Source organism: Streptomyces sp. AM25 (assembly GCF_058146165.1).
On sequence record NZ_JBKIWN010000006.1, the window covers coordinates 239138 to 263254 of the forward strand.

Below are 24117 nucleotides of genomic sequence, written 5' to 3' on the forward strand. Positions count from 1 at the left end.
CGTTACGCCGGAACGCTCGCCACGCCCTGCGCCAGGAAGCGCTTGCCGTTCGCGCGCTCCGAGATGCCCTCGCGGTCCAGGTACGGCGTGAGGCCGCCCAGGTGGAAGGGCCAGCCGGCGCCGGTGATCAGGCACAGGTCGATGTCCTGGGCCTCGGCGACGATGCCCTCGTCCAGCATCAGGCCGATCTCCTGTGCGACCGCGTCGAAGACGCGGGTGCGGACCTGCTCCTCCGTCAGGACCGTGTCGCCCTGCACCAGGAGGGCCGCGACCTCGGGGTCCAGCTCCGGCTTCCCGGAGTCGTAGACGTAGAAGCCGCGCTTGCCGGCCTTGACGACCGCCGCCAGGTTCGGGGAGACCTTGAAGCGGTCGGGGAAGGCGGCGGCCAGCGTCTCGGAGACGTGCAGGCCGATCGCCGGGCCGACCAGCTCCAGCAGGACCAGCGGGGACATCGGCAGGCCGAGCGGCTCGACGGCCTTCTCGGCCGTCGCGACCGGGGTGCCCTCGTCGATGACGTTCTGGATCTCGCCCATGAAGCGGGTCAGGATGCGGTTGACGACGAACGCGGGGGCGTCCTTCACCAACACGGCCGTCTTCTTCAGGGACTTGGCGACCGAGAAGGCGGTGGCCAGCGCCGCGTCGTCGGTGCGCTCGCCGCGGACGATCTCCAGCAGCGGCAGGATCGCGACCGGGTTGAAGAAGTGGAAGCCGACGACCCGCTCGGGGTGCTCGAGCTTCGACGCCATCTCCGACACCGACAGCGAGGAGGTGTTGGTGGCGAGGACGGCGTGCTCGGGCACGACCGCCTCGACCTCGGCGAACACCTGCTGCTTGACGCCCATCTCCTCGAAGACGGCCTCGATGACGAAGTCCGCGTCGCCGAAGGCGGCGGCCTTGTCGAGGGAGCCGGACACCAGGCCCTTGAGGCGGTTGGCCTTGTCCTGGTTGATGCGGCCCTTGCCGAGCAGCTTGTCGATCTCGCCGTGGACGTAGCCCACGCCCTTGTCGATGCGCTCCTGGTCGATGTCGGTCAGTACGACCGGCACCTCGAGGCGGCGCGCGAAGAGCAGCGCCAGCTGCGAGGCCATCAGGCCCGCGCCGACGACGCCCACCTTGGTGACCGGACGGGCCAGCGACTTGTCCGGGGCGCCGGCGGGGCGCTTGCCGCGCTTCTGCACCAGGTTGAACGCGTAGATGCCGCTGCGCAGTTCGCCGGACATGATCAGGTCCGCGAGGGCCTGGTCCTCGGCGTCGAAGCCCTGGCGCAGGTCGCCGTTCTTGGCCTGGGCGATGATGTCCAGCGCGCGGTACGCGGCCGGAGCGGCGCCGTGCACCTTGCCGTCGGCGATGAAGCGGCCGCGCTCGACGGCCCGGTCCCAGGCCTCGCCGCGGTCGACCTCGGCGCGGACGACCTCGGTCGTGCCCTTCAGGACGGAGGCGGTCCAGATCAGCGACTGCTCCAGGAAGTCCGCACCGTCGAAGATCGCGTCGGCGATCCCGAGGTCGAAGACCTGCTTGCCCTTGAGCTGCCTGTTCTGGTTGAGCGAGTTCTCGACGATCACCGAGACCGCGCGGTCCGCACCGATGATGTTCGGCAGCAGGGTGCAGCCGCCCCAGCCCGGGACGAGGCCCAGGAAGACCTCGGGCAGCGAGAAGGCCGGGAGCGCCCGGGACACCGTGCGGTAGGTGCAGTGCAGGCCGACCTCGACGCCGCCGCCCATGGCCGCGCCGTTGTAGTACGCGAAGGTCGGGACCGCGAGGGCCGACAGGCGCTTGAAGACGTCGTGGCCGCCCTTGCCGATGGACACCGCGTCCTCGTGGCGGGTCAGCAGCTCGAGGCCCTTGAGGTCGGCGCCGACGGCGAAGATGAACGGCTTGCCGGTGACACCGATACCGACGATGCCACCCTCGGCGGCCTCCTTCTCCAGCTGGTCGATCGCCGCATCGAGGTGGGCGAGGGACTGCGGGCCGAAGGTGGTCGGCTTGGTGTGGTCCAGGCCGTTGTCCAGCGTGATCAGGGCGAACTTGCCCGCGCCCTGCGGGAGGTCGAGGTGGCGCACGTGCGCCTGCGTGACGACCTCGTCGGGGAAGAGCTCAGCCGCGCTCTTCAACAGATCGGCGGTGGTGCTCATGCCGCTCCCTCGCTGCGCTCGGTCGTGCATTCGCACGTGCTGCCCCTTTTGACTGTTCGCTCGCTGCGCTCGCTCACTTGCCCTCCCAGTGGGGGTTCTCCCAGATGACCGTGCCGCCCATGCCGAAGCCGACGCACATGGTGGTGATGCCGTAACGGACGTGCGGCTGCTCCTCGAACTGCCGGGCCAGCTGCGTCATCAGGCGGACGCCGGACGAGGCCAGCGGGTGGCCGAACGCGATGGCGCCGCCGTACTGGTTGACGCGCGGGTCGTCGTCGGCGATGCCGTAGTGGTCCAGGAGCGAGAGCACCTGCACCGCGAAGGCCTCGTTGACCTCGAACAGGCCGATGTCGTCGATCGACAGGCCCGCCTTGGCGAGCGCCTTCTCGGTCGCCGGGACCGGGCCGATGCCCATGACCTCCGGCTCGACACCCGCGAACGCGTAGGCGACCAGGCGCATCTTGACCGGCAGGCCCAGCTCGCGCGCCACGTCCTCGGAGGCGATCAGCGAGGCGGTCGCACCGTCGTTGAGACCGGCCGCGTTGCCCGCGGTGACCCGGCCGTGCGGACGGAACGGGGTCTTCAGCGAGGCCAGGCCGTCCAGCGTGGTGCCCGGGCGCATCGGCTCGTCGGCGGTGGCCAGGCCCCAGCCGGTCTCGCCGGCGTCGGGGGAGGTGCGGCGCACGGAGACCGGCACCAGGTCGGCCTGGATCCTGCCGTCGGCGTAGGCCTTGGCGGCCTTCTCCTGGCTGCGGACCGCGTACTCGTCGGCGCGCTGCTTGGTGATGTGCGGCAGGCGGTCGTGCAGGTTCTCCGCCGTCATGCCCATGAACAGGGCGGACTGGTCGACCAGCTTCTCGGAGACGAAGCGCGGGTTGGGGTCCACGCCCTCGCCCATCGGGTGGCGGCCCATGTGCTCGACACCGCCCGCGACGGCGATGTCGTAGGCACCGAAGGCGATGCCGCCGGCGACGCTGGTGACGGCCGTCATCGCACCGGCACACATGCGGTCGATGGAGAAGCCGGGCACCGACTGCGGGAGGCCCGCGAGGATGCCGGCGGTGCGGCCCAGGGTCAGGCCCTGGTCGCCGATCTGGGTCGTCGCGGCGAGGGCCACCTCGTCGATCCGGGCCGGGTCCAGGTCCGGGTTGCGGCGCAGCAGTTCCCGGATGCACTTGACGACCAGGTCGTCCGCGCGGGTCTCGTGGTAGATGCCCTTCGGGCCCGCCTTGCCGAACGGGGTGCGGACGCCGTCGACGAAGACGACGTCCCTAGCGTTACGAGGCACGTTGGCTCTCCTCCAGATGCGGGGTCGCTGCGCTCGGGCATGCCGGAACACGGGTACGCCACGGCGCGGAAGCTCACCGTCATGCTACTTGCGGGTAACCATGCTGCCCAGCCCTCTGGAGGGGAGCGTCACAGATCACACGCCGGGCGCCTTTCCCGCTGGTCCCGGGTACGCCGACGGGCCCGGACCGCCGCCTGGGGCGGGGCCGGGCCCGTCGGGGGGAGGAGGATCAGGCCGCGGGCGTGCTCAACGCCGTGACCAGTACCGGAGTCACCTGCTCCACCTGCCAGGGGCGGGCGCCGTGGGCCGCGAGGACCTCGGCGACCGCCTCCGGGGTGGGGTCCTGCGGCGGTTCCCAGCACAGCCGGCGCACGGTGTCCGGGGTGATCAGGTTCTCCTGCGGCATCGTCAGCCGCTCGGCCAGCCCGGAGACCGCGGAGCGCGCCGCCGTCAGCCGGGCGGCCGCGACCGGGTCCTTGTCCGCCCAGGCGCGCGGCGGGGGCGGGCCCGTGAGCGGCTGGCCGGGCTGCGGGAGCTCAGCCTCCGGGATGGCCCGGGCCCGGTCGACGGCCGACTGCCACTGCTCCAGCTGCTTGCGGCTCATCCGGTGCCCGAAGCCGGGCAGGGCGGCCAGCGCGTGGGCGTTCGGCGGCATGTTCAGCGCCGCCTCGACGATCGCGCCGTCGCCCAGCACCTTGCCCGGCGAGACGTCGCGCCGCTGCGCGACGTGGTCGCGCACGTTCCACAGCTCCCGCACCACGGCCATCTGCCGGCGCCTGCGCACCTTGTGCATGCCGGAGGTGCGGCGCCAGGGGTCCTTGCGGGGCGGGGGCGGCGGGGCGGCGGCGATGGCGGCGAACTCCTGCCGGGCCCACTCCAGCTTGCCCTGCCGGTCCAGCTCGGCCTCCAGGGCGTCGCGCAGGTCGACGAGCAGCTCCACGTCCAGCGCGGCGTAGCGCAGCCAGGGGTCGGGCAGCGGGCGGGTGGACCAGTCGACGGCGGAGTGGCCCTTCTCCAGGGCGTACCCCAGGACGTTCTCGACCATGGCGCCGAGCCCCACCCGCGCGAAGCCCGCGAGCCGGCCCGCGAGCTCGGTGTCGAACAGCCGCGTGGGCACCATCCCTATCTCGCGCAGGCACGGCAGGTCCTGGGTGGCGGCGTGCAGCACCCACTCGGCGTCCGAGACCGCTTCGCCGAGAGCGGACAGGTCGGGGCAGCCGACCGGGTCGATCAGCGCCGAGCCGGCGCCCTCGCGGCGCAGCTGGACGAGGTAGGCGCGCTGGCCGTAGCGGTAGCCGGAGGCCCGCTCGGCGTCGACGGCGACGGGGCCGGTGCCCGCGGCGAAGGCGGCGACGACATCGGCCAGGGCGTCGGGGTCGGCGACGACCGGGGGGATGCCCTCACGCGGCTCCAGCAGGGGGATCGGCGCCGTTTCGACGTCGGCCGGAGGGTCGCCCCCGGGGGTTCGCAGTGTCGCTTCTGCTGCGGTGTCTTGGGCGTCGGTCACTGGTCAAGGGTATCCGTGCATGGCAAGCGCCCGTCGCCGGAACGTTCCGGCGACGGGCGCTTGCGGGGGGACCGGGTCAGTGGATGATGCCGGTGCGCAACGCCACGGCGACCATTCCGGCCCGGTCCCCGGTGCCCAGTTTGCGGGCGATCCGGGCCAGGTGGCTCTTCACGGTGAGTGCGGACAGCCCCATCGAGACGCCGATGGCCTTGTTCGACTGGCCCTCCGCCACCAGCCGCAGGACCTCGACCTCGCGGCCGGACAGTTCGCGGTAGCCGCCCGGGTGCCCGGGGGCCCCGGGCGGGCGGCGCTGCATCCGGGCCGCCGCGGAGCCGATGGGGGCGGCTCCGGGGCGGCCGGGGACGCCGAGGTTGGTACGGGTTCCGGTGACGACGTAGCCCTTGACGCCGCCCGCGAGGGCGTTGCGCACGGCACCGATGTCGTCGGCGGCGGACAGGGCCAGGCCGTTGGGCCAGCCGGCGGCGCGGGTCTCGGAGAGGAGCGTCAGCCCGGAGCCGTCCGGCAGGTGGACGTCGGCGACGCAGATGTCGCGCGGGTTGCCGATGCGGGGGCGGGCCTCCGCGATGGAAGAGGCCTCGATCACGTCGCGCACTCCGAGGGCCCACAAGTGGCGGGTGACCGTGGAGCGGACCCGGGGGTCGGCGACGACGACCATGGCCGTCGGTTTGTTCGGACGGTAGGCGAGGCTCGCGGGTTGCTCGAGGAGAACGGACACCAGGCCTCCAAAGGGGAGTGGCGGGGACGGGTGCCGGACTTTGGGGATAAGCCGGGCGATCCGTGCAGGAAGGGTCACAAAGTCCTTCGGCACTCAAACGGCCTGGCTTTAGGGAATGATCACGAATTGGTGAGTAACAATTCGGGCAATTGAGACGATTGCCCTATCAGGCATGCCCGATCAGCGGTACCGGAACACGATTCCTTGACGAACGTGATGAACGTGACGAAACGTGAAGAGCCGCAAAAAAGGTGACGGACCGTCTCAGCGGCTCTGCGGGCCCCGGCGCTGAGGCAGCGTCACCACACCCGCCTCCGGGGCGCCGCCCGGCGGCAGCCCCGCGATCTGGCAGAGCAGGTCGCACCACGCCGACAGGTGCGCCGCCGTGTCCGGCACGCCCTGCCCCGGCGCCGGTGCCGCCGGGCCCGGCCGCACCGGCGACCACGACGCCCGGATCTCGATCCGCGTCGACGGCTCGCGCTCCTGCAGCCCGCCGAAGTAGTGCGAACTCGCCCGCGTCACCGTCCCGCTGATCGCCGCGTACGGCACCCGGCGCGCCTCCAGCGCGCCCGTCAGCCAGGACCAGCACACCTCGGGCAGCAGCGGGTCCTCCGCCATCTCCTCCTCGAGGTCGGCGTGGATCAGTGTCACCAGACGGAACGTCCCGCCCCACGCGTCGTGGCCCGCCGGGTCGTGCAGCAGGATCAGCCGGCCGTCCGCCAACTCCTCGTCGTCCACGACGACCGCCGCCTCCAGCGCGTACGAGAAGGGGGCGAGCCGCTGCGGGGGCGGGGTCGCGTCCAGCTCGATCTCCGGCCGCAGCCGGACCCCTTGGAGCCCCGCGACCGCCTGCCGGAAGACGGACGGGATGCCCTCCCCATCCGCGTCGTCCGGACCGTCCGAGAGGTGTCCCTGCGCCGCAGCCATGCCCGGAAGACTAGGCGGAAGGACGCGCGGTTCCGGGTAGGGACACCCACATGGGCGGGTCACTCGTTCGGCCCGTGCGAAGATTTGGGACATGAGTGAGCGCAGCCAGCAGCAGACGGGCCGCACCGCGGCACACGATTCGGCCTTCCTGAAGGCGTGCCGGCGCGAACCCGTCCCGCACACGCCGGTCTGGTTCATGCGGCAGGCGGGGCGTTCGCTGCCCGAGTACCGCAAGGTCCGCGAGGGCATCCCGATGCTCGAGTCGTGCATGCGGCCCGAGCTCGTCACCGAGATCACCCTGCAGCCCGTCCGCCGCCACGGCGTCGACGCGGCCATCTTCTTCAGCGACATCGTCGTGCCGCTCAAGGCCATCGGCGTCGACCTGGACATCAAGCCCGGCGTCGGCCCGGTCGTCGCCGAGCCGGTGCGCACCCGCGCCGACCTGGACCGGCTGCGCGCGCTCGACCCGTCGGACGTCCCGTACGTGACCGAGGCCATCGGCATGCTCACCGCCGAGCTGGGCGGCACCCCGCTCATCGGCTTCGCCGGCGCCCCCTTCACGCTCGCCAGCTACCTCATCGAGGGCGGGCCCTCGCGCAGCTACGAGCGCACCAAGGCCATGATCTACGGCGACCCGGAGCTGTGGCGCGACCTCGTCGGCCGGCTCGCGGACATCACCGCCGCGTTCCTGCGCGTCCAGATCGAGGCGGGCGTGAGCGCCGTCCAGCTCTTCGACTCCTGGGCCGGCGCCCTCGCCCCCGCCGACTACCGGCAGTACGTGCTGCCCGCCTCCACCGAGGTCTTCGACGCCGTCGCCGGATACGGCGTGCCGCGCATCCACTTCGGTGTCGGCACCGGCGAGCTGCTCGGCCTCATGGGCGAGGCCGGCGCGGACGTCGTCGGCGTCGACTGGCGCGTCCCGCTGGACGAGGCCGTCCACCGCGTCGGCCCCGGCAAGGCGCTGCAGGGGAACCTCGACCCGGCCGTCCTCTTCGCCCCGACCGAGGCGGTCGAGGCGAAGACGCGCGAGGTGCTCGACGCTGCGCGCGGCCTGGAGGGGCACGTGTTCAACCTCGGGCACGGCGTCATGCCCGACACCGACCCTGAGGCGCTTACCCGGCTGGTGGCTTACGTGCACGAGCAGACCTCGCGTTGATCCTCGGCTGCGGGTCGGCTGTGGCTGGTCGCGCCCACGCGGCGGAGCCGCATATTCAAAACAGTCCCGCGCCCCTTACGGGGCGAGGAAGACCGTTTCCTCCTCGCCCTGCAAGTGCACGTCGAAGCGGTACGTGCTGTGCCCCGTCGGATCCGGTCTCGCCAGGAGCGTGCTGCGGCGCTCCGGCGGGACCGTCCGCAGCAGTGGGTCGGTCTCCGGCAGCGTGAAGTAGACGCGCGTGAACAGGTGGTGGGTCAGGCCCCGGGCGAAGACGCACAGTGCCAGGTACGGCGCGCCGCCCGGTGGCAGGGTTCGCAGGGCGTAGTGGCCGTCGTTGCCGGTGGGTATGCGGGCGAAGCCGGTGAAGCGGGCGCCGTCGCGGTGCAGGCCGGCGGTGCCGCCCTGCCAGAACTCCAGCAGGGCGTCCGGTACGGGCTCGCCCGCGCCGTCCCGTACATAGCCGTGCACGGTGACGGCCTCCGGGTGCCCGGCGGGTGCGAGGTCGCCGCCGCCGGGGATCGGCAGGCCGATGTGGAAGTACGGGCCGATCGTCTGCGAGGGCGTCGCCGGCATCAGCGGCTCCCCAGGACGATGTCCCAGCGGTAACCGAGCGCCCGCATCGGCTCGTCGAGCCCCGGGTCGTGCGCGGCGACCAGGGACCGGCGGGCGGCCGGGTCGGAGACCGCGTGCAGCACCGGGTCGTACGCCAGCAGCGGGTCGCCCGGGAAGTACATCTGAGTCACCAGACGTTCGGTGAACGCCGTGCCGAAGACCGAGAAGTGCAGGTGCGCCGGGCGCCAGGTGTTCGCGCACTCCTCCAGGGGGTAGGCCCCCGGGCGGATCGTGGTGAAGCGGTACCGGCCCTCGTCGTCGGTCAGACAACGGCCCGTGCCGGTGAAGTTGGGGTCGAGGGGCGCCGCGTGCCGGTCGCCCTGGTGGACGTAGCGGCCCGCGGCATTGGCCTGCCACAGCTCCAGCAGCTGGCCGCGGACCGGGCGGCCCCGGCCGTCCACGACCCGCCCGGCGACGACGATGCGCTCGCCGATCGGCTCGCCCGGGTGCTGCCGGGTCAGATCGGCGTCGAACGGGCCCACGTCGGCCGTGCCGAAGACCGGCCCGGCCGCCTCGACGGCGTCCGGGTCGGGGACGAACGGTATCGGCGGCCGCTGCGGGCGCCGGCTCTCCAGCCCCTGGTAGTGCGGGGGTGTCTGCTCCGTCAGAAGTTGAGGCGCTGTCATGACTGTGCCCTACCCCGGCCGGACCGCCCATCCGCCGCTCGTTTCAGGCCAGTTCGGGTCAGCGCTCCAGGACCACGGCCTGGCCCTGCCCCACCCCGATGCACAGCGCCGCCAAACCCGTGCCCGAGCCCGCGGCCGCCAGCTGGTGGGCGACGGCGCCGGTCAGCCGGGCGCCCGAGCAGCCCAGCGGGTGGCCGACGGCGATGGCGCCGCCGCGCGGGTTGACGATGCCCGGGTCGAGGTCGGGCCACTCGGCGAAGCAGCCCAGCGCCTGGGCGGCGAAGGCCTCGTTGAGCTCGAAGCGGGTCACCTCCGCGAAGCACCGCCGCGCCTTGGCGAGCGCCCGCCGCACCGCGTCCACCGGCCCGAGCCCGTACAGGTCCGGCTCGATGCCGGTGACCGCCGTGGAGCGCACCCGGGCGAGCGGCTCGTGGCCCGTCTCGCGCAGCCCGTCCTCGTCGCACAGCAGCAGCGCCGCCGCACCGTCGCTCAGCGGCGAGGAGTTGCCCGCCGTGACCGTGCCGCCGTCCTTGCGGAAGGCGGGCTTCAGCGCGGCGAGGGCCTCCGGCGAGGTGGTGTCGCGGATGGACTCGTCCCGCGCGAGCGACACCCCCGGCACGGGCACCACCTCGGCCGCGTACGCGCCCTCCCGCCACGCCCGCGCGGCCTTCTCGTGGCTGGCGAGCGCGAAGGCGTCCTGCTCGGCCCGGCCGATGCCGTGCTTCTCGGCGATCAGTTCGGCGCCCTCGCCCAGCGAGACCGTCCACTGCGGCGGCATGGCCGGATTGGTCATCCGCCAGCCCAGCGTCGTCGAGTACATCTCCTGGTGCCCGGCGGGGAAGGCCCGTTCGGGCTTGGGCAGCACCCAGGGGGCGCGGCTCATCGACTCCACGCCGCCCGCGATCACCACCGACGCGTCGCCGAGCGCGATCGCGCGGTACGCCTGCACGACCGCCTCCATCCCGGACGCGCACAGCCGGTTGACGGTCGCGCCGGGCACGGAGACGGGCAGCCCGGCGAGCAGCACGGCCATGCGGGCCACGTTCCGGTTCTCCTCGCCCGCGCCGTTGGCGTTGCCCAGCACGACGTCGTCGATGCGTGCCGGGTCCAGCGCCGGCGACCGGCCGACCAGGGAGCGGACGACGTGCGCGGCGAGGTCGTCGGGCCGGACGCCCGCGAGCGCGCCGCCGTACTTGCCGACGGGCGTGCGGACGGCGTCGACGATGTACACATCCCGGATGCGGTCGGTCATGAGGTCTCCGTAAACGGTCGGTGATCGCTGCGCGCGAGTCTCGGCGGGGCGCCGGTACCTGTCAATGGGGTTGCCGACCGCGGCCGTAGGGCGATTTGAGACAGTGGACCCATGAGCGCAGCGCACACCTCCTCGCGGCACGTGGTCGTCATCGGCGGCGGAATCTCGGGGCTGGCAGCGGCCCTCCGGCTGCTGGAGGGCGGGGCGCGGGTGACGCTCCTGGAGGGCTCGGACCGCGTCGGCGGCAAGCTGCACGCGGGCGAGATCGCGGGCATGCCCGTCGACCTGGGCGCCGAGTCGGTGCTGGCGCGGCGGCCGGAGGCCGTCGGCCTGGCCCGCGCCGTCGGCCTCGGCGACCGGCTGCAGCCGCCCGCCGCCACCGCGATGCTGTGGACCCGCGGCGGCCTGCGGCCGCTGCCCCAGGGCCATGTGATGGGCGTCCCCGGCGATCCGGCCGCGCTCGCCGCCTCCGGCGTCTTCTCCGCGGAGGGCCTCGCCGGGATCGCCCGGGACGCCGAACTGCCGCCCTCCGAGGTCGGCGAGGACGTCGCCATCGGCACCCACGTCGCCGAGCGCATGGGCCGCGAGGTCGTCGACCGGCTCGTCGAGCCCCTGCTGGGCGGCGTCTACGCGGGCGACGCCTACCGGATCTCGATGCGCGCCGCCGTGCCCCAGCTCTTCGAGGCCGTGCGCACGCACCGCACGCTGACCGAGGCCGTGCACGCCGTGCAGGCGCGCGCCGCGAGCGCCCCGCAGCAGGCCGGCCCGGTCTTCCAGGGCATCGAGGGCGGCATCGGGCGGCTGCCGCTCGCGGCGGCGGACGCGGTGCGGGCCGCGGGGGGCGAGATCCGTACCGGTACGCCCGTCCGCTCGCTCGCCCGCGGCGCGGACGGCTGGAGCGTGACGACCGACGGGGGCGCGCTCGCCGCCGACGCCGTGGTGCTCGCCGCGCCCGCGCCCGCCGCGGCGGCCCTGCTGGCGGACGCGTCCCCCGCCGCCTCCGCCGAGCTCGCCGCCGTCGAGTACGCCTCCATGGCGCTCGTCACCATGGCCTTCCGCCGCTCCGACGTCGAGGGGCTGCTGCAGGGCAGCGGCTTCCTCGTGCCGCCCGTCGACGGGCGGACGATCAAGGCATCCACCTTCTCCAGCAACAAGTGGCGCTGGAACGCGGAGGCCGACCCGGACCTCTTCGTGCTGCGTACCTCGATCGGGCGGTTCGGCGACGAGGCCGACCTGAGCCGCGAGGACGCCGATCTGGTAGCGCTGTCGCTCAAGGACCTCGGCGAGGCCGTGGGCCTCACGGCGGCCCCGGTCGACAGCCGGGTCACCCGCTGGCACCGCGGACTGCCGCAGTACCCCGTCGGCCACCTCGGCCGCGTGGCCCGCATCCGCGACCACGTCTCCCGCCTGCAGGGCCTGCGGGTGTGCGGCGCGGCCTACGGCGGCGTGGGCATTCCGGCCTGCATTTCCAGCGGGCAGCAGGCCGCCGGCGAGGTACTCGCCACCCTGGCCGCACGCGGCGACGGCGGCGAGTGAGAATAGGGACATGACTGACGCCCCTGTGAAGACCCCGAACGCCGGCAAGAAGGCCAAGGACCTCAACGAGGTCATCCGCTACACCCTGTGGTCGGTGTTCAAGCTGCGCGACGTACTCCCGCAGGACCGGGCCGGCTGGGCCGACGAGGTCGAGGAGCTCTTCGCCCAGCTCGCCGAGAAGGACGTCACGGTGCGCGGCACCTACGACCTGTCCGGGCTGCGGGCCGACGCCGACGTCATGATCTGGTGGCACTCCGAGACCTCGGACGCCCTCCAGGACGCCTACAGCCGCTTCCGCCGGACGAACCTGGGCCGCGCCCTGGAGCCGGTCTGGTCGAACATGGCCCTGCACCGTCCCGCCGAGTTCAACAAGTCGCACATCCCGGCGTTCCTCGCCGACGAGAACCCGCGCGACTACGTCAGCGTGTACCCCTTCGTCCGCTCCTACGACTGGTACCTGCTGCCCGACGAGGACCGCCGCCGCATGCTCGCCGACCACGGCAAGATGGCCCGCGGCTACCCGGACGTGCGGGCCAACACGGTCGCGTCCTTCTCGCTGGGCGACTACGAGTGGATCCTGGCCTTCGAGGCGGACGAGCTCTACCGGATCGTCGACCTGATGCGTCACCTGCGCGCGTCCGAGGCGCGCATGCACGTGCGCGAGGAGGTCCCGTTCTTCACCGGCCGCCGCAAGGCCGTCGCGGACCTGATCGCGGGCCTGGCGTAAGGGTCTTGCACACGGCGGAGGGGCCCGGGAGCACGCTGCTCCCGGGCCCCTCCGCCGTGCTCAGGACGCGCGGGGTTCCGCGCGCGGTGCGCAGTACGTGCGGCGGGCGGGGAGCCGTCCCGTCAGCAGGTACGTGTCCAGGTGCCGGTTGACGCACGCGTTGGGGCCGCCGCCGATGCCGTGCGTGCCCGAGCCGCGCTCGGTGACCAGGGCCGACCCCGGCAGCCTCTTCTGCAGCTCCAGCGCTCCCCGGTACGGCGTGGCCGCGTCCCGTTCGGCGGCCAGCAGCAGGGTGGGCGGCAGGGCGGAGCGGCGTGCCACGCCGACGTCGACCACCCGCTGGCGGGGGCCCTGCCAGAACGCGCACGGCAGGTTCATCCAGGCGTTGCTCCACGTCTCGAACGGCGCGTGCTTGGCGAGCCGGGTGTTGTCCTTGTCCCACACCTCCCACGACTTGGGCCAGGCCGCGTCGTTGCACTCGACGGCCGTGTAGACCGCGTTCTCGTTCTCCGACGACGCCGCGGTGTTCGCGTCGGGCGGCGAGGCGATGGCCAGCAGCGGCCCCTCGTCGCCGTGCACGTAGGCGGAGATCGCCTGGGCGTCGCGCGCCCAATGGCTGTCGCTGTAACCGGACTTGAGGACCGCTCCCTGCAGCTGGCCGGGTCCGACCACGCCGCCGGCCGGGTGGTGCTCCAGCTGCCTGCTCGCCTTCTCGTACGCGGCCAGCACCTGCTCCGGGCGGCGGCCCAGGTGGTAGACCGCGTCGTGGCGGGACACCCAGCGGCGCCAGTCGGCGAAGCGCCGGTCGAAGGCGGCGGACTGGTCGAGGTTGTTGCCGTACCAGATCTTGTGCGGGTCGGGGTTGACCACGCTGTCGAAGACCATGCGGCGCACGTGCCCCGGGAAGAGCGTCGCGTACAGGGCGCCGAAGTAGGTGCCGTAGGAGGCGCCCACGTAGTTGAGCTTCTTCTCGCCCAGTGCGGCGCGCAGGACGTCGAGGTCACGGGCGTTGTTGACGCTGGTGAAGTACCGCAGGGACGCCCCGTTGCGCCGTGCGCAGCCCGCCGCGTAGGAACGGGCCTGGGCGATCTGCTTCTTCTTGAACGCGGCCGTGGGGTGCTCCGGGGCGGCGCTGGGGCCGCCGTCGAAGCCCGCCGCGTCGGTGCAGGAGATGGGGGCGGAGCGGCCGACGCCGCGCGGTGCGTAGCCGACGATGTCGTAGGCCTCGGCGACGTTCCGCCAGGCGGGGAGGCCGGCGATGAGCGGGTAGAACATGCCGTTGCCGCCGGGGCCGCCCGGGTTGAACACCAGGGCCCCCTGCCGCTCCTCGCCGGTGGCGCGGTGGCGGCTGACGGTGAGCCTGATCTGTCGGCCGTCGGGGCGGGCGTAGTCCAGGGGGACCAGGACGGTGCCGCACTCGACGGTGCCGGGCAGGCCTTCGACGGCCGGGCAGCTGTCGAAGTCGATGCCCCGGACCGCCGCGCGCTGGGCCGCGACGGTCTCGCCGCGGGCCTCGGCGGCGCTGCTGCCCGGGGGAGCGGTGCCGGTCGCGGTGGCCGGGACGGCGGGGAGGCCGGTGAACCCCGTGAGGATCAGTGAGCCGATCGTGCCGTACAGGGCTGCTGCTTTCACGGGGCCATCCCTCCAGTGATTGTGCGATAAAGGGGATAATTGGGATGGCGGTTGACGAAGTAAAGCACCGTCCTGCGATGTCGGGCCAATGCGCCCGAAGGGACCTGGAAGGGCCTCCCGTCAGCCGCAGCGGCGGTCGTCGTCGATGCAGCGCACGACCGTCGACATCAGTGCCCGCGGCATGACGTCCGCGAAGTCCGCATGGTCGGTGACGGGTTTGCGCAGCTGCTCGGGGAAGCTGTCGACGGCGAACGCCGGGCCGCGCGGCACGGAGTAGACGAGCTCCATCCGCAGCTGCGGCACGGCAACCGTGCCCGCCGTGCAGCGGCCTGACGCGGCGTCGGGGAAGCGGAGGTGGGAGCGGTGGTCCGCGCTGTCCGCGTGCTGCCCGTCCCAGCAGCTGGGGAAGTCCAGCAGCCGGACGACGCGGCTGCCGCGCGGGCACAGCGGGTACCGGTCGGTGAAGTGCCGTCCGGCGATGCCGGTGCAGCCCCAGCGGGCCCGGGCGTCGGCGGTTCCGGCGGTGAACGCCTTGGCGTCGCCGGTGATCGCGCGGAGCCCGTCGGGCATGGCGGTGACCGGGGAGGCGGGGTTGCCGCGGAAGGTCAGGGTCACGCTGTCGGGGGTGAGGATGCGGCCGGAGTTCTGTCCGCCCGCGTTCCGTACGTCGCGGAGCACGGGCCAGAAATATGCGGACTTGTCGCCCCGGGCGCAGGTGGTGCCGGAAGCCTGCAGGGAGGCGTCCGTCGAGAAGGCGTCGGTGGAGAGGTTGCCGACGTAGTCGTGGACGTGGTGGGCGCCGTTGGTGACGCCGGGCGTGACGATGAAGTTGTCGGGGTTGCGGTGGCCGTTCGCGTTGCGGCCGCAGCGGGCGGTGAAGGTGCCCGTGGACGCCTCGGAGCCGGGGTCCGGGGCGGGGGCGTCGCGCGGGGCCCGGCGGATGTCGGCGAAGTCGGCGGGGGAGGGGCCCGCGTGGGCGTGGCCGGGGCCGTTGTCAGTGGCGGACGGCACACTGGGCGGTGCCTGGTGGGCGGAGGCGTTGCCGGTGACGGCGGCGAAGGCGGCCGCCGAGCCGAGCAGGGCCAGTAAGGCGATCAGGATCAGGTGCGTGCCGCCGAGGCGGCGGCGGTGGCGGGTCGGCATGGGGTCATTTCTCCGAGAGGGAGTGCGAGGGGGAGTTCGATGGGGAGGGGGAATCCGGTGCAGGAGCCGGTGGCTGGGCCAGTTGGGAGGCCAGGGCGTCGAAGTCGACGAGGCCCGTGTCCTCCAGCACCTTCATGTGGTCGAGGACGGTGGCGTTGGCGTCGTCGGCCAGCTCGCGCACGGCCGAGTTCCGGGTGGCCGCCCGCACCTGCCCGACGAGGGCGAAGACCCTGCCGTGGGCGAGCCGCAGGATGTTGACGAACTCCCGGTCATAGGCGTCGCCCTGCGCGGCGTCGAGGCGGGCGAGCCAGCCGCGCTGCTCGGCGGTCGGCTGGCTGGGCAGGGGGAGCCCCAGCCGGCCGGCCACGTCGCGCACGTGCTTGTCGAGCGCGGTGTGGCCCTCCACCAGGTGCTCGCCCGCGCGCCGCACGGCCGCCGTCGTGCCGCGCGCCACGGCCTGCTGCCCGGCCGGCAGCTCCCACAGGCCGGCCTGCCGGACCCGGGTGACGAAGTCGCGGTCCGCGACGGACAGCGGCCCGTAGCGGGTGGGGACGGAGCCTGCCGCGAGGTCGACGGTGACCGTCCCGGTGCGGGGGTGGTAGGTCCAGATCGGGAAGAGCAGCGCGGCCAGGGTCGCCGCCAGCGCGGCGACGAGCAGGCCGGTGCCGGTGCGGGATCGCATGGCGCCTCCTAGGCCGCGCTGACCCATCGGACAGGCCCTGGTGCGGCGGCACCGCACGGTAGACGCCCCGGGGTGATCCCCGAGGGGATTCGCCGGGCGCGGGCGGCCGGGCGGGGCCGGCAATGCGGCGCTGACCTGGGTGCGGCCCGGTTGCAGATGTTCGACGCACGGGTGTGTGCTGCGTCACGGTGCGGGCAAGAGCGCCCGCGCGGGGAGGGGCCGTTGGTACGGTGCTCGGTTCGCCGTACCGGCCGGGCACTGGTGAGGCCCCGCGAACGGGGGGAGTCGCGGGGCCTCATCCCTTCCAACGGCCGGCCGAATGGGTTGGTTCCCGGGCTTCTGCGGCAATATGGCGGGTGGGGGTGATGGGCGTGCACGAGCCGAAGAGCAGTGCGAACGGAAGGCGCTACGACCCCGAGAGGCTCTTCCTGCCACCTGACGACGATCTCGCCCCCAACCGCCCGGGCGAGACGCTCCGCGCGCGCCTCGACGGCTCCCGCACCGGGCGCGCCGGGCTGCTGCTCGCAAGGCTCCTCGGCCGCCGCCCCGTCGAGGACGTCTGGCGCCGCTCGCTCGCGGCCGAACAACTCGTCGGGGCCCGGCTGGACGGGCTGACCGCGGGCGGCTGGGAGGTGGTGCACTCCATCGCCCTGCCCGGCGACGCGGTCATATCCCACCTGCTCATAGGCCCCGGCGGCGTCTTCTGCATCACCGCCGAGCAGACCCGCAGGGCCCGGGTCCGGGTGGACGACGCCATGGTCCGCGCACCCCGGGAGCGCCCTCGGCCCTGCGTCCGCCGGGCCCGGCAGTGCGCCACGCGGTCCGCGCACGTGCTCTCGTACGGCTGCCGCTTCCTGGTGCGGGTGGAGCCGGTCCTGGTGCTGGTCGGGGCCACGGCGGTGGACGGGGCGGACGCCTCGGAGGACGTCCGGGTGTTCCGGGAGCCGGAGGTCGCGGGGCTCGGTGCGCTGGGCGGCGTGCTGCACCCGGAGCGGGTCGACAGGATCCACACGGTGGCCCGCGACCGCCGTGTCTGGACGGCCGCCTGACGTGACGTCGGACGGGTGAAGTACGGGGCGTTCCCGTCCGGCACGGCGCAGGCAGGCCCGGTGCGGGCGGGCGCGGTGCCTAGCATGAGCCGCCGTCAGCCTGTTGTTGACGTCTGGAGCCCCCGGAGTGCCAGCTGTCCCTCCCGCCGTGCCGCGGCCGCGCGCCCTGGTGCCGGTCGTGTGCGGAGGGCTGCTGGCCGTCACTGCCGCCTGGGCGCCGGGCGGCGGGCCGGACCGCACCGCCGTCGAGGTCTCGCCGGGCGGCTGCGGGACGGGCTGGTCCCGCCCGCACGCCGGGGTGCAGGACTTCGCCCTGCGCAACACCTCCGCCACGGCGGCGGACGTGCGCCTGCAGGACGCCCGCACGGGAGCGGTGTTCGGCGAGGTGGAGGGGCTCGGACCGGGCACGGTCCGGGAGCTGCGGGCCCGGCTGGGCCCCGGCTCGTACGCGTTCGTCTGCCTGCACGAGGACGCGGACGCCGTCACCGGCCCCACCGTGCGGATCGCCGGCGGCCCCGCGGCCGGCGGCCCCGCCGCCGTGCCCGTCACCCGGCACGACCTGATCCCGTCGGCCCTGGCGTACCAGCGATGGGTGGCCCGGCATCTGGACGCCTTGGTGGCCCGGACCGACGCCCTGAGCGCGGCCGTCACCGCCGGGGACCGGGCTGCCGCCCGCGCGGCCTGGCTCTCCGCCCACCTCGGTTACGCGCGGCTGGGCGCCGCTTACGGTGCATTCGGCGCGGCGGGCGAGGCCGTCGGCCGCACGACGGCCGGCCTGCCCGGCGGCGTGCACGACCCGCGCTTCACCGGCTTCCACCGCGTCGAGTACGGACTGTGGCGCGGCGAGCACGGCCCCGGCCTGCGCCGGGCCGCACGCCGGCTGGCCGCGGACGTGCGCACCCTGCGCGACGCGTGGGCCCTGGCCCGCATGGATCCCGCGGACCTGCCGCGGCGCGCGCACGAGATCCTGGAGGACACCTTCCGCCAGGAGCTGACGGGCCGCACCGACTACGGCAGCGGCACCGCCCTCGCCACGGCCCGGGCCGACGTCGACGGCACGCGCGCCGTACTCGACCGGCTGCGGCCGCTGCTGCGCGGCCGTTATCCGCATCTGGCGACGCTGGACGGTCGACTGGTGCGCGTGCGGCGCACCTTGGACGCGCAACGGCGGGGGCACGTCTGGACTCCGCCCGGGCGGCTCGCACGCGCCGACCGGGAACGGATCGACGCCCAGCTCGGCGAGCTGCTCGAACGCTTGGCGGATGTGGCGGCTGTGTGCGAAGCGCGGAGGACGACGTGAGCCGCGAGCAGGCTCCGGCGGTCCGCCCGGTGCCCAGGCGCGGGGTGCTGCGAGGGGTGATGGCCGGGGCCGGCGGGCTGCTGGCGAGCAGTCCGGCACTCGCGGACGGCACCGGGCCCCCCGCCCGTACCGCCGCCCCCCGCAGGGGAACCCCCTTTCACGCTCCCCGGCAGCAGGCCCTGCTCACCCCGCCCGACCGGGTCACCGCCTTCACCGCCTTCGACGTCACCGCCCCCGACCGGGCCGGGCTCGTCGAGGTGCTGCGTACGCTCACCGCCCGCGCCCGTTTCCTGACCCGCGGCGGCCCGCCGTCCCCGGCCGGTATCACCGCGCCGCCCACCGACTCCGGGGTCCTCGGCCCCCGCATCCCCGCCGCCGGCGCCGTGCGGATCACGCTCGGCGTCGGGGCCTCGCTCTTCGACGGGCGGTACGGGCTCGCGGGCCAGGTGCCCCGTCGGCTCGAGCGCATGCCGGTCTTCCCGGACGACGACCCCGACCCGGCCTGGTGTCACGGGGACGTGAGCCTCCAACTGTGCGCCGACAGCACGGACACCGTCCTGCACGCACTGCGGGACATCACCCGCCACACGCGCGGCGGTCTGCAGATCCGCTGGCGGCTGGACGGGTTCACCGCCCCGCCCCGGCCCTCGGGCGCCCCGCGCAACCTCTTCGGGTTCAAGGACGGGACCGCCAACCCCGACGTCCGCGACGCCCGCCTCATGGACCGCCTCGTGTGGGTGCCGTCCGGCCGCGGCGAACCCGCGTGGGCGGCCGGCGGGAGCTATCAAGTGGTGCGGCTGATCCGGATGTTCACCGAGTTCTGGGACCGCGTCACCCTCCGCGAACAGGAGCGGATGCTCGGCCGCAGCCGGGACACCGGCGCGCCGCTGGACGGCGACCGGGAGACCGACGCCCCGGCCTACGACCGCGACCCCACGGGCGAGGTGATCCCGCTGGACAGCCACATCCGGCTGGCCGGCCCGCGCACCCCGGCCACCGACGGGCAGCGGCTGCTGCGCCGCTCCTACAGCTACGACCGGGGCGTGGACGTCAACGGCAGCCTCGACATGGGGCTGCTCTTCTGCTGCTACCAGCAGGACCCCGTACGGCAGTTCACGGCCGTACAGCAACGGCTGGCGGGCGAACCGCTGACCGACTACGTGAAGCCCTTCGGCGGCGGCTGGTTCTTCGTGCTTCCCGGCGTACGGGACGACGCGGACTGGTACGGGCGCGCGCTGCTGGGCGCGAGCGGAAAGTGAGGCGGAAGTGAGACGGAACATCGGCGGCAGACCTGTCGCCAGACGCGCAGCGGCACTTGCCGGGGTCGCCGCGGCCCTGGGCATGACCGCAGGAGCCGCGGCACCGGCACCCCCGGTGCCCGTGACCACGGCGACACCGGTCAGGCATCTGGTGGTCGTCTACGACGAAAACATCTCCTTCGACCACTACTTCGCGACCTACCCCCACGCCGCCAACACCGACGGCACGCCCTTCACCGCCCCCCGCGGGACGCCCGGCCGCGTGGACAACCTGCGCACCGCCGGGCTATTGCGCCGCAACCCCAACCAGTACCCGCCCCGCCGGCTGGGCCCCGACCGGGCCATGACCTGCGACCAGAACCACAGTTACAGCCCCGAGCAGTACGCCGTGAACGGCGGCCGGGCCGACCGGTACGTCCAGTACACCGAGACGAGCACCTGCACCGGCCCGCTCTACGGCGAGCCAGGGCTGGTGATGGACTACTACGACGGCAACACCGTCACCGCCCTGTGGAACTACGCCCAGCGCTACAGCATGAGCGACCGGTTCTTCGGCACCACCTACGGTCCGTCGACGCCGGGCGCCGTCAACCTCGTCTCCGGCCAGACGCACGGCGCGATCTCCACCGACCCGGCGTCCGGCACCGAGCACCCCCGGCAGACGCGCACCCCGGACCGGTCCGCCGTGACCGTGCCCGACGGCAAGGGTGTGGGCACGCTCACCGAGGACCCCGATCCCGCCTACGACGACTGCTCGGGCAACGACCACACCGCCCGCAGCGCCCTGGCCGCGCTCACCGGGCGCAACGTCGGCGACCTGCTCAACGCCAAGGGCGTGACCTGGGGCTGGTTCCAGGGCGGCTTCCGGCCCAGCGCGGCGTGGGACGGCAAGTCCGGGCACTACGCGCGCTGTTCGGGCACGGCGCACGCCAACGTGGGCGGTGCGCGGGTGATCGACTACTCGCCGCACCACGCGCCGTTCCAGTACTACCGCTCCACCGCCAACCCGCACCACCTGCCCCCGGCGTCCGTCGCCGAGATCGGCCACGGCGGGCGGGCCAACCACGCCTACGACCTGGCGGACTTCGACGCCGCCCTGCGGGCGGGCCGGCTGCCCGCGGTGAGCTTCCTCAAGGCCCCCGCCTACCAGGACGGGCACGCGGGCTACTCCGACCCCCTCGACGAACAGCACTTCCTGGTGGAGTGGATCAACAAGATCCAGAGCGCGCCGCAGTGGCGGGACACGGCGGTGGTCGTCGCCTACGACGACTCCGACGGCTGGTACGACCACGTGTACGCGAAGCCGCTGAACGGCTCGCGGATCCGCAGCAAGGCGGCCGGCGGCAGGCCGACGGACGCGTCCGGCTGCCAGAACGGGCCGGCGCCCGTGGGGAAGTTCGCGGGCCGCTGCGGGCCGGGGCCGCGGCTGCCGCTGCTGGTGATCTCCCCGTACAGCAAGGCGGGGACGGTCGACCACACTCAGGTCGAGCAGACCTCGATCCTGCGCTTCGTCGAGGATAACTGGCACACCGGCCGGATCGGCGGCGGGGCGTTCGACGAACGGGCCGGTTCGCTCATGCATCTCTTCGACTTCGCGCATCCCAACGGGGCGCGGGTGCTGCTGGAGCGGGACGGCTCGGTGAAGTCGGTACAACGCGGGTCGGCGGCCCCGCCGCTCGCGGCACCGCCGGGCTCCTCCGGACGGTGGGCCCCGGAGCCGGCACCGCACCCGCACGGCCTGCGCTCGGCCGTCGCCGCCGGCGCAGTGGCGGTGGGGACGGTGAGCGGGGCGGTCGCGCTGGCGGTCCGGCGTCGAAGGGGCTGAGCGCCCCGCCCCGTAAGGGGCGCGGGGAGCTGCGCGACAAGCCACGACGCACCCGCAGATGACGTCCCCGGGCCAAGGGCGGGGCGCCCCCTACGGCAACAGCTCGCGCAGCAGCCCCGCATCCGCCGCAGTGAGCCCGCCCGCGAAGCGGGCGAGCACGGCCTCGCGGTCCGTCCTGCCGTCCAGGATCCGGTGCATGCCCCGCGCAGCGAGCCCCGCCTCGTCCGTCACCGGCGCATACGCGTAGGCCCGCCCGCGCGGCGTCCGCGTGAGGACGTCCTTGGCGTGCAGCCGGGACAGGATCGTGACCACGGTGCTGTACGTCAGCTCGCCCGGCAGTGTGTCCTGCACCTCGCGCGGGGTCAGCGGGGTGCCCGCCCGCTGCAGTGCGGCGAGGACCTCGCCCTCCAGTGCTCCGTTGGCGCGGCGGCGGCCGCGGCGCACCGCGGCGGCGGGAGTGGCCGCTTGCATCGTCAGGAGGTTCCTTCTGCCGGTCTTCCTCCTCTACAGGGCTGTAGAGGAGCCTCAGCAGTGTAAAGGACGGATATGAAAGACTCTGCCCGTCATCGAGCAGTAGATGCACAGACGGATGTTCGGACGAAGTCGGGGTCAACCGGTGGTCGAGCGGAGAGAGAGGGCACACAACCGGCGTGCCCACAAGGACGTCAGCCCTGCAGGTGGCCGCACCGGCAACCGCACCGGAAGCCGCCGCAAGCCGAAGACCGGCAGCCGGTTCGCATGGCTCGCCCGGTTCGCCCCCCTCGGCCGCCGACTGCGCCGGATGCGCCCCGCCTACCCCCGGCCCGGCCGGACCGGGTTCCGCCGCTGGGTGCCGTCCTGGCGCCAGGTGCTCGGGCTCTTCGGCGCCGGCTTCGGCACGCTCGTCGCCGCCGTCGGCGTCCTCTACGTGCTGACCGACATCCCCACCGACCTCAACGCCTCCGCCACGCAGCAGGACAACGTCTACTACTGGGCCGACGGCACCGAGATGGCCCGCACCGGCGAGGTCAACCGGCAGGACACCTCGCTGGACAAGGTCCCCGAGAAGGTGCGCTGGGCGGCCGTCGCCGCCGAGAACGAGACCTTCTACACCGACAGCGGCATCTCGCCCCGCGGCATCACCCGCGCCATCACGAAGATGGTCACCGGCGGCGACACCCAGGGCGGCTCCACGATCACCCAGCAGTACGTGAAGAACGCCTACCTCAACCAGCAGCAGACCCTCACCCGCAAGTTCACCGAGATGTTCATCGCGATCAAGCTGGACAACAAGATGAGCAAGTCGGACATCCTGGAGGGCTACCTCAACACCAGCTGGTTCGGGCGCGGTTCCTACGGCATCCAGCGCGCCTCCCACGCCTACTACGGCAAGGACGTCTCGCAGCTGAATCCGAGCGAGGGCGCGTTCCTGGCCTCGCTGCTCAAGGGCGCGGGCATGTACGACCCGGCGGTCGGCCCGAAGAACCACGAGCGGGCCGTCGAGCGCTGGAAGTGGATCCTCGACCGGATGGTCGCGATCGGGAAGCTCACGCCGCAGGAGCGGGCGAAGTACACGACCTTCCCCGAGCCCCAGGCCCCGCCCAAGCCGGCCGGGCTGACCGGGCAGGTCGGCTATCTCGTCGACACCGCGCACGCGTATGTGAGCGCCCATACCGACGTCTCCGACGCCGACTTCGACCTCGGCGGTTTCCAGATCCGCACCACCTTCGAGAAGCCGAAGGTCGACGCGCTGAACAAGGCCATCGTCTCCGTCCGCGAGCAGAAGCTCGACCCGGACAGGCGGGACGCCGACAAGAACGTGCGGATCGGCGCCGCCTCCGTCACCACCGACGGGCGCATCGTCGCCCTCTACGGCGGCCCCGACTACCTCAAGCAGGGCTTCAACGACGCCAATTCGGGCGTCGTCCCGGCGGGTGGCACCTTCGCACCCTTCGTCTACGCCGCCGGCCTGCGCGACGGCATCCAGCGCGAACGCAACGCGGCCCGTACGCCGGTGACCCCCGCCACCCTCTACAACGGGGACAACAAGGCGGCCGTGCGCACGCCCGAGGGGCCTTACTGGGACCGGGCCGGAAAGATCGTGAAGACCGTCAACGAGGGCGACAAGTCCTGGGGGAACATAGCCCTCAAGGAAGCCGTCGTGCAGAACGTCAACTCCCCGGTCGTGCAACTGGGCATGGACGTGGGCCTGGACCGGGTGAGCAGGACGGCCGTGCAGGCCGGACTGCTGGAGGAGAGCCTCGGCCCGCAGGTGCCCGCCTTCTCCCTCGGCACCACCCGGCCCAGCGCCATCCGACTGGCGGGCGCGTACGGCACCTTCGCCGCCCAGGGCCTGCACAGCGAGCCGTACTCCGTCGACCGGCTCAGCCGCAACGGCGACGCCGTCACGGTGGACAAGCCCACCGCCGAGCGTGTACTGCCCGCGAGCGTCGCCGGGGCCGTCGACGACGCGCTGCACGACGTGGTCAAGCGCGGCACCGGAGCCACTGCCAAGGCGGCCGGGCCCGACGCCGCGGGCAAGGCCGGCACCGGGCCGGACGACAAGTCGGCCTGGTTCGCGGGCTACCGGGGCAAGCTGGTCACCGCGATCTCGCTCTCGCGCATCGATCCCAAGAGCCAGGAACTGCTCCCGCTCACGGGCCTCGGCGGCACCGCACCGTCGGTGACGGGCAGCGCGTACCCGATCGACATCTGGACGAAGTACATGACCACCGCGCGCTGACCGCGC

Annotated in this window: 20 protein-coding genes; 8 read left to right on the top strand and 12 right to left on the bottom strand. The window is 73.4% G+C overall.

What is annotated here, in order from left to right:
* Positions 1-2 precede the first annotated feature (2 nt).
* The 5 genes from ACLHRZ_RS09965 to ACLHRZ_RS09985 form a co-directional block, all read right to left on the bottom strand.
* On the bottom strand, positions 3-2132 hold the full coding sequence (locus tag ACLHRZ_RS09965; protein WP_490417944.1) for a 3-hydroxyacyl-CoA dehydrogenase NAD-binding domain-containing protein: 2130 nt from the start codon (positions 2130-2132) through the stop codon (positions 3-5).
* 73 nt (positions 2133-2205) lie between these two features.
* A complete protein-coding gene (locus tag ACLHRZ_RS09970; protein ID WP_490417945.1) occupies positions 2206-3420 on the bottom strand; it encodes a thiolase family protein in 1215 nt (404 codons plus the stop codon).
* 229 nt (positions 3421-3649) lie between these two features.
* Entirely contained in the window at positions 3650-4927 is a 1278-nt protein-coding gene (locus ACLHRZ_RS09975; RefSeq protein ID WP_490417946.1) for an HRDC domain-containing protein, read from the bottom strand.
* A gap of 76 nt (positions 4928-5003) precedes the next feature.
* A complete protein-coding gene (locus ACLHRZ_RS09980; RefSeq protein ID WP_086571339.1) occupies positions 5004-5663 on the bottom strand; it encodes a response regulator transcription factor in 660 nt (219 codons plus the stop codon).
* Between the two features lie 264 nt (positions 5664-5927).
* Positions 5928-6590 (bottom strand): DUF3000 domain-containing protein, encoded by a 663-nt coding sequence (locus tag ACLHRZ_RS09985; protein ID WP_490417947.1) that lies wholly within the window; start codon positions 6588-6590, stop codon positions 5928-5930.
* 91 nt (positions 6591-6681) lie between these two features.
* On the opposite strand from ACLHRZ_RS09985, the gene hemE reads away from it, so the two are divergent.
* Positions 6682-7746, top strand: a complete 1065-nt coding sequence (gene hemE, locus ACLHRZ_RS09990; protein WP_490417948.1) for a uroporphyrinogen decarboxylase — start codon at positions 6682-6684, stop codon at positions 7744-7746.
* A gap of 75 nt (positions 7747-7821) precedes the next feature.
* Here hemE and pcaG read toward each other — a convergent pair whose 3' ends face one another.
* Genes pcaG through ACLHRZ_RS10005 form a run of 3 tightly spaced genes read right to left on the bottom strand, consistent with a single transcriptional unit; the run spans position 7822 to position 10236 of the window.
* Complete coding sequence (gene pcaG / locus ACLHRZ_RS09995; protein WP_490418059.1) at positions 7822-8322, bottom strand: protocatechuate 3,4-dioxygenase subunit alpha; 501 nt, start codon at positions 8320-8322, stop codon at positions 7822-7824.
* Entirely contained in the window at positions 8319-8984 is a 666-nt protein-coding gene (pcaH, locus tag ACLHRZ_RS10000; protein WP_490417949.1) for a protocatechuate 3,4-dioxygenase subunit beta, read from the bottom strand. Before pcaH ends, pcaG begins: the two co-directional genes overlap by 4 nt.
* A 58-nt stretch (positions 8985-9042) precedes the next feature.
* On the bottom strand, positions 9043-10236 hold the full coding sequence (locus ACLHRZ_RS10005) for a thiolase family protein (protein ID WP_490417950.1): 1194 nt from the start codon (positions 10234-10236) through the stop codon (positions 9043-9045).
* Between the two features lie 111 nt (positions 10237-10347).
* Between ACLHRZ_RS10005 and hemG the strand changes: the two genes are divergently transcribed.
* The gene (gene hemG, locus ACLHRZ_RS10010) at positions 10348-11772 is read left to right on the top strand and encodes a protoporphyrinogen oxidase (RefSeq protein WP_490417951.1); all 1425 of its coding nucleotides are present in this window, start codon (positions 10348-10350) and stop codon (positions 11770-11772) included.
* A 10-nt stretch (positions 11773-11782) separates the two neighbouring features.
* The gene (gene hemQ / locus ACLHRZ_RS10015) at positions 11783-12499 is read left to right on the top strand and encodes a hydrogen peroxide-dependent heme synthase (RefSeq protein WP_490417952.1); all 717 of its coding nucleotides are present in this window, start codon (positions 11783-11785) and stop codon (positions 12497-12499) included.
* A 60-nt stretch (positions 12500-12559) separates the two neighbouring features.
* On the opposite strand, the gene ACLHRZ_RS10020 is transcribed toward hemQ, so the two are convergent.
* The 3 genes from ACLHRZ_RS10020 to ACLHRZ_RS10030 form a co-directional block, all read right to left on the bottom strand.
* Positions 12560-14131, bottom strand: coding sequence for an alpha/beta hydrolase (locus ACLHRZ_RS10020; protein ID WP_490417953.1), 1572 nt, complete (start codon positions 14129-14131; stop codon positions 12560-12562).
* Between the two features lie 120 nt (positions 14132-14251).
* On the bottom strand, positions 14252-15274 hold the full coding sequence (locus ACLHRZ_RS10025; protein ID WP_490417954.1) for a DUF1996 domain-containing protein: 1023 nt from the start codon (positions 15272-15274) through the stop codon (positions 14252-14254).
* A gap of 4 nt (positions 15275-15278) precedes the next feature.
* Positions 15279-15956, bottom strand: a complete 678-nt coding sequence (locus tag ACLHRZ_RS10030; RefSeq protein ID WP_490417955.1) for a DUF4142 domain-containing protein — start codon at positions 15954-15956, stop codon at positions 15279-15281.
* 371 nt (positions 15957-16327) lie between these two features.
* On the opposite strand from ACLHRZ_RS10030, the gene ACLHRZ_RS10035 reads away from it, so the two are divergent.
* The 4 genes from ACLHRZ_RS10035 to ACLHRZ_RS10050 all read left to right on the top strand — a co-directional run bounded on the left by ACLHRZ_RS10035 (position 16328) and on the right by ACLHRZ_RS10050 (position 21389).
* Positions 16328-17005, top strand: a complete 678-nt coding sequence (locus tag ACLHRZ_RS10035) for a nuclease-related domain-containing protein (RefSeq protein WP_490417956.1) — start codon at positions 16328-16330, stop codon at positions 17003-17005.
* 127 nt (positions 17006-17132) lie between these two features.
* Entirely contained in the window at positions 17133-18305 is a 1173-nt protein-coding gene (locus tag ACLHRZ_RS10040; RefSeq protein WP_490417957.1) for an imelysin family protein, read from the top strand.
* 59 nt (positions 18306-18364) lie between these two features.
* Positions 18365-19564 carry a Dyp-type peroxidase gene (locus tag ACLHRZ_RS10045; protein ID WP_490418060.1) on the top strand — a complete coding sequence of 400 codons (1200 nt, stop codon included), beginning with the start codon at positions 18365-18367 and terminating at the stop codon, positions 19562-19564.
* Positions 19565-19646: 82 nt separating this feature from the next.
* Positions 19647-21389 carry a phospholipase C gene (locus tag ACLHRZ_RS10050; RefSeq protein WP_490418061.1) on the top strand — a complete coding sequence of 581 codons (1743 nt, stop codon included), beginning with the start codon at positions 19647-19649 and terminating at the stop codon, positions 21387-21389.
* A gap of 90 nt (positions 21390-21479) precedes the next feature.
* Here the strand turns inward: ACLHRZ_RS10050 and ACLHRZ_RS10055 are convergent, their stop codons facing one another.
* Entirely contained in the window at positions 21480-21860 is a 381-nt protein-coding gene (locus tag ACLHRZ_RS10055; protein WP_490417958.1) for a BlaI/MecI/CopY family transcriptional regulator, read from the bottom strand.
* Positions 21861-22005: 145 nt separating this feature from the next.
* Here ACLHRZ_RS10055 and ACLHRZ_RS10060 point away from each other — a divergent pair, with 145 nt between their 5' ends.
* Positions 22006-24111 (top strand): transglycosylase domain-containing protein, encoded by a 2106-nt coding sequence (locus ACLHRZ_RS10060; RefSeq protein ID WP_490417959.1) that lies wholly within the window; start codon positions 22006-22008, stop codon positions 24109-24111.
* Positions 24112-24117 lie beyond the last annotated feature (6 nt).

Bases quoted from the DNA above. Each gene is read 5' to 3' on its own strand.
- ACLHRZ_RS09965 (WP_490417944.1), bottom strand. From the start codon at position 2,132: ATGAGCACCACCGCCGATCTGTTGAAGAGCGCGGCTGAGCTCTTCCCC.
- ACLHRZ_RS09985 (WP_490417947.1), bottom strand. From the start codon at position 6,590: ATGGCTGCGGCGCAGGGACACCTCTCGGACGGTCCGGACGACGCGGAT.
- hemE (WP_490417948.1), top strand. From the start codon at position 6,682: ATGAGTGAGCGCAGCCAGCAGCAGACGGGCCGCACCGCGGCACACGAT.
- pcaH (WP_490417949.1), bottom strand. From the start codon at position 8,984: ATGACAGCGCCTCAACTTCTGACGGAGCAGACACCCCCGCACTACCAG.
- ACLHRZ_RS10005 (WP_490417950.1), bottom strand. From the start codon at position 10,236: ATGACCGACCGCATCCGGGATGTGTACATCGTCGACGCCGTCCGCACG.
- hemG (WP_490417951.1), top strand. From the start codon at position 10,348: ATGAGCGCAGCGCACACCTCCTCGCGGCACGTGGTCGTCATCGGCGGC.
- hemQ (WP_490417952.1), top strand. From the start codon at position 11,783: ATGACTGACGCCCCTGTGAAGACCCCGAACGCCGGCAAGAAGGCCAAG.
- ACLHRZ_RS10025 (WP_490417954.1), bottom strand. From the start codon at position 15,274: ATGCCGACCCGCCACCGCCGCCGCCTCGGCGGCACGCACCTGATCCTG.
- ACLHRZ_RS10030 (WP_490417955.1), bottom strand. From the start codon at position 15,956: ATGCGATCCCGCACCGGCACCGGCCTGCTCGTCGCCGCGCTGGCGGCG.
- ACLHRZ_RS10045 (WP_490418060.1), top strand. From the start codon at position 18,365: ATGGCCGGGGCCGGCGGGCTGCTGGCGAGCAGTCCGGCACTCGCGGAC.
- ACLHRZ_RS10050 (WP_490418061.1), top strand. From the start codon at position 19,647: ATGACCGCAGGAGCCGCGGCACCGGCACCCCCGGTGCCCGTGACCACG.
- ACLHRZ_RS10055 (WP_490417958.1), bottom strand. From the start codon at position 21,860: ATGCAAGCGGCCACTCCCGCCGCCGCGGTGCGCCGCGGCCGCCGCCGC.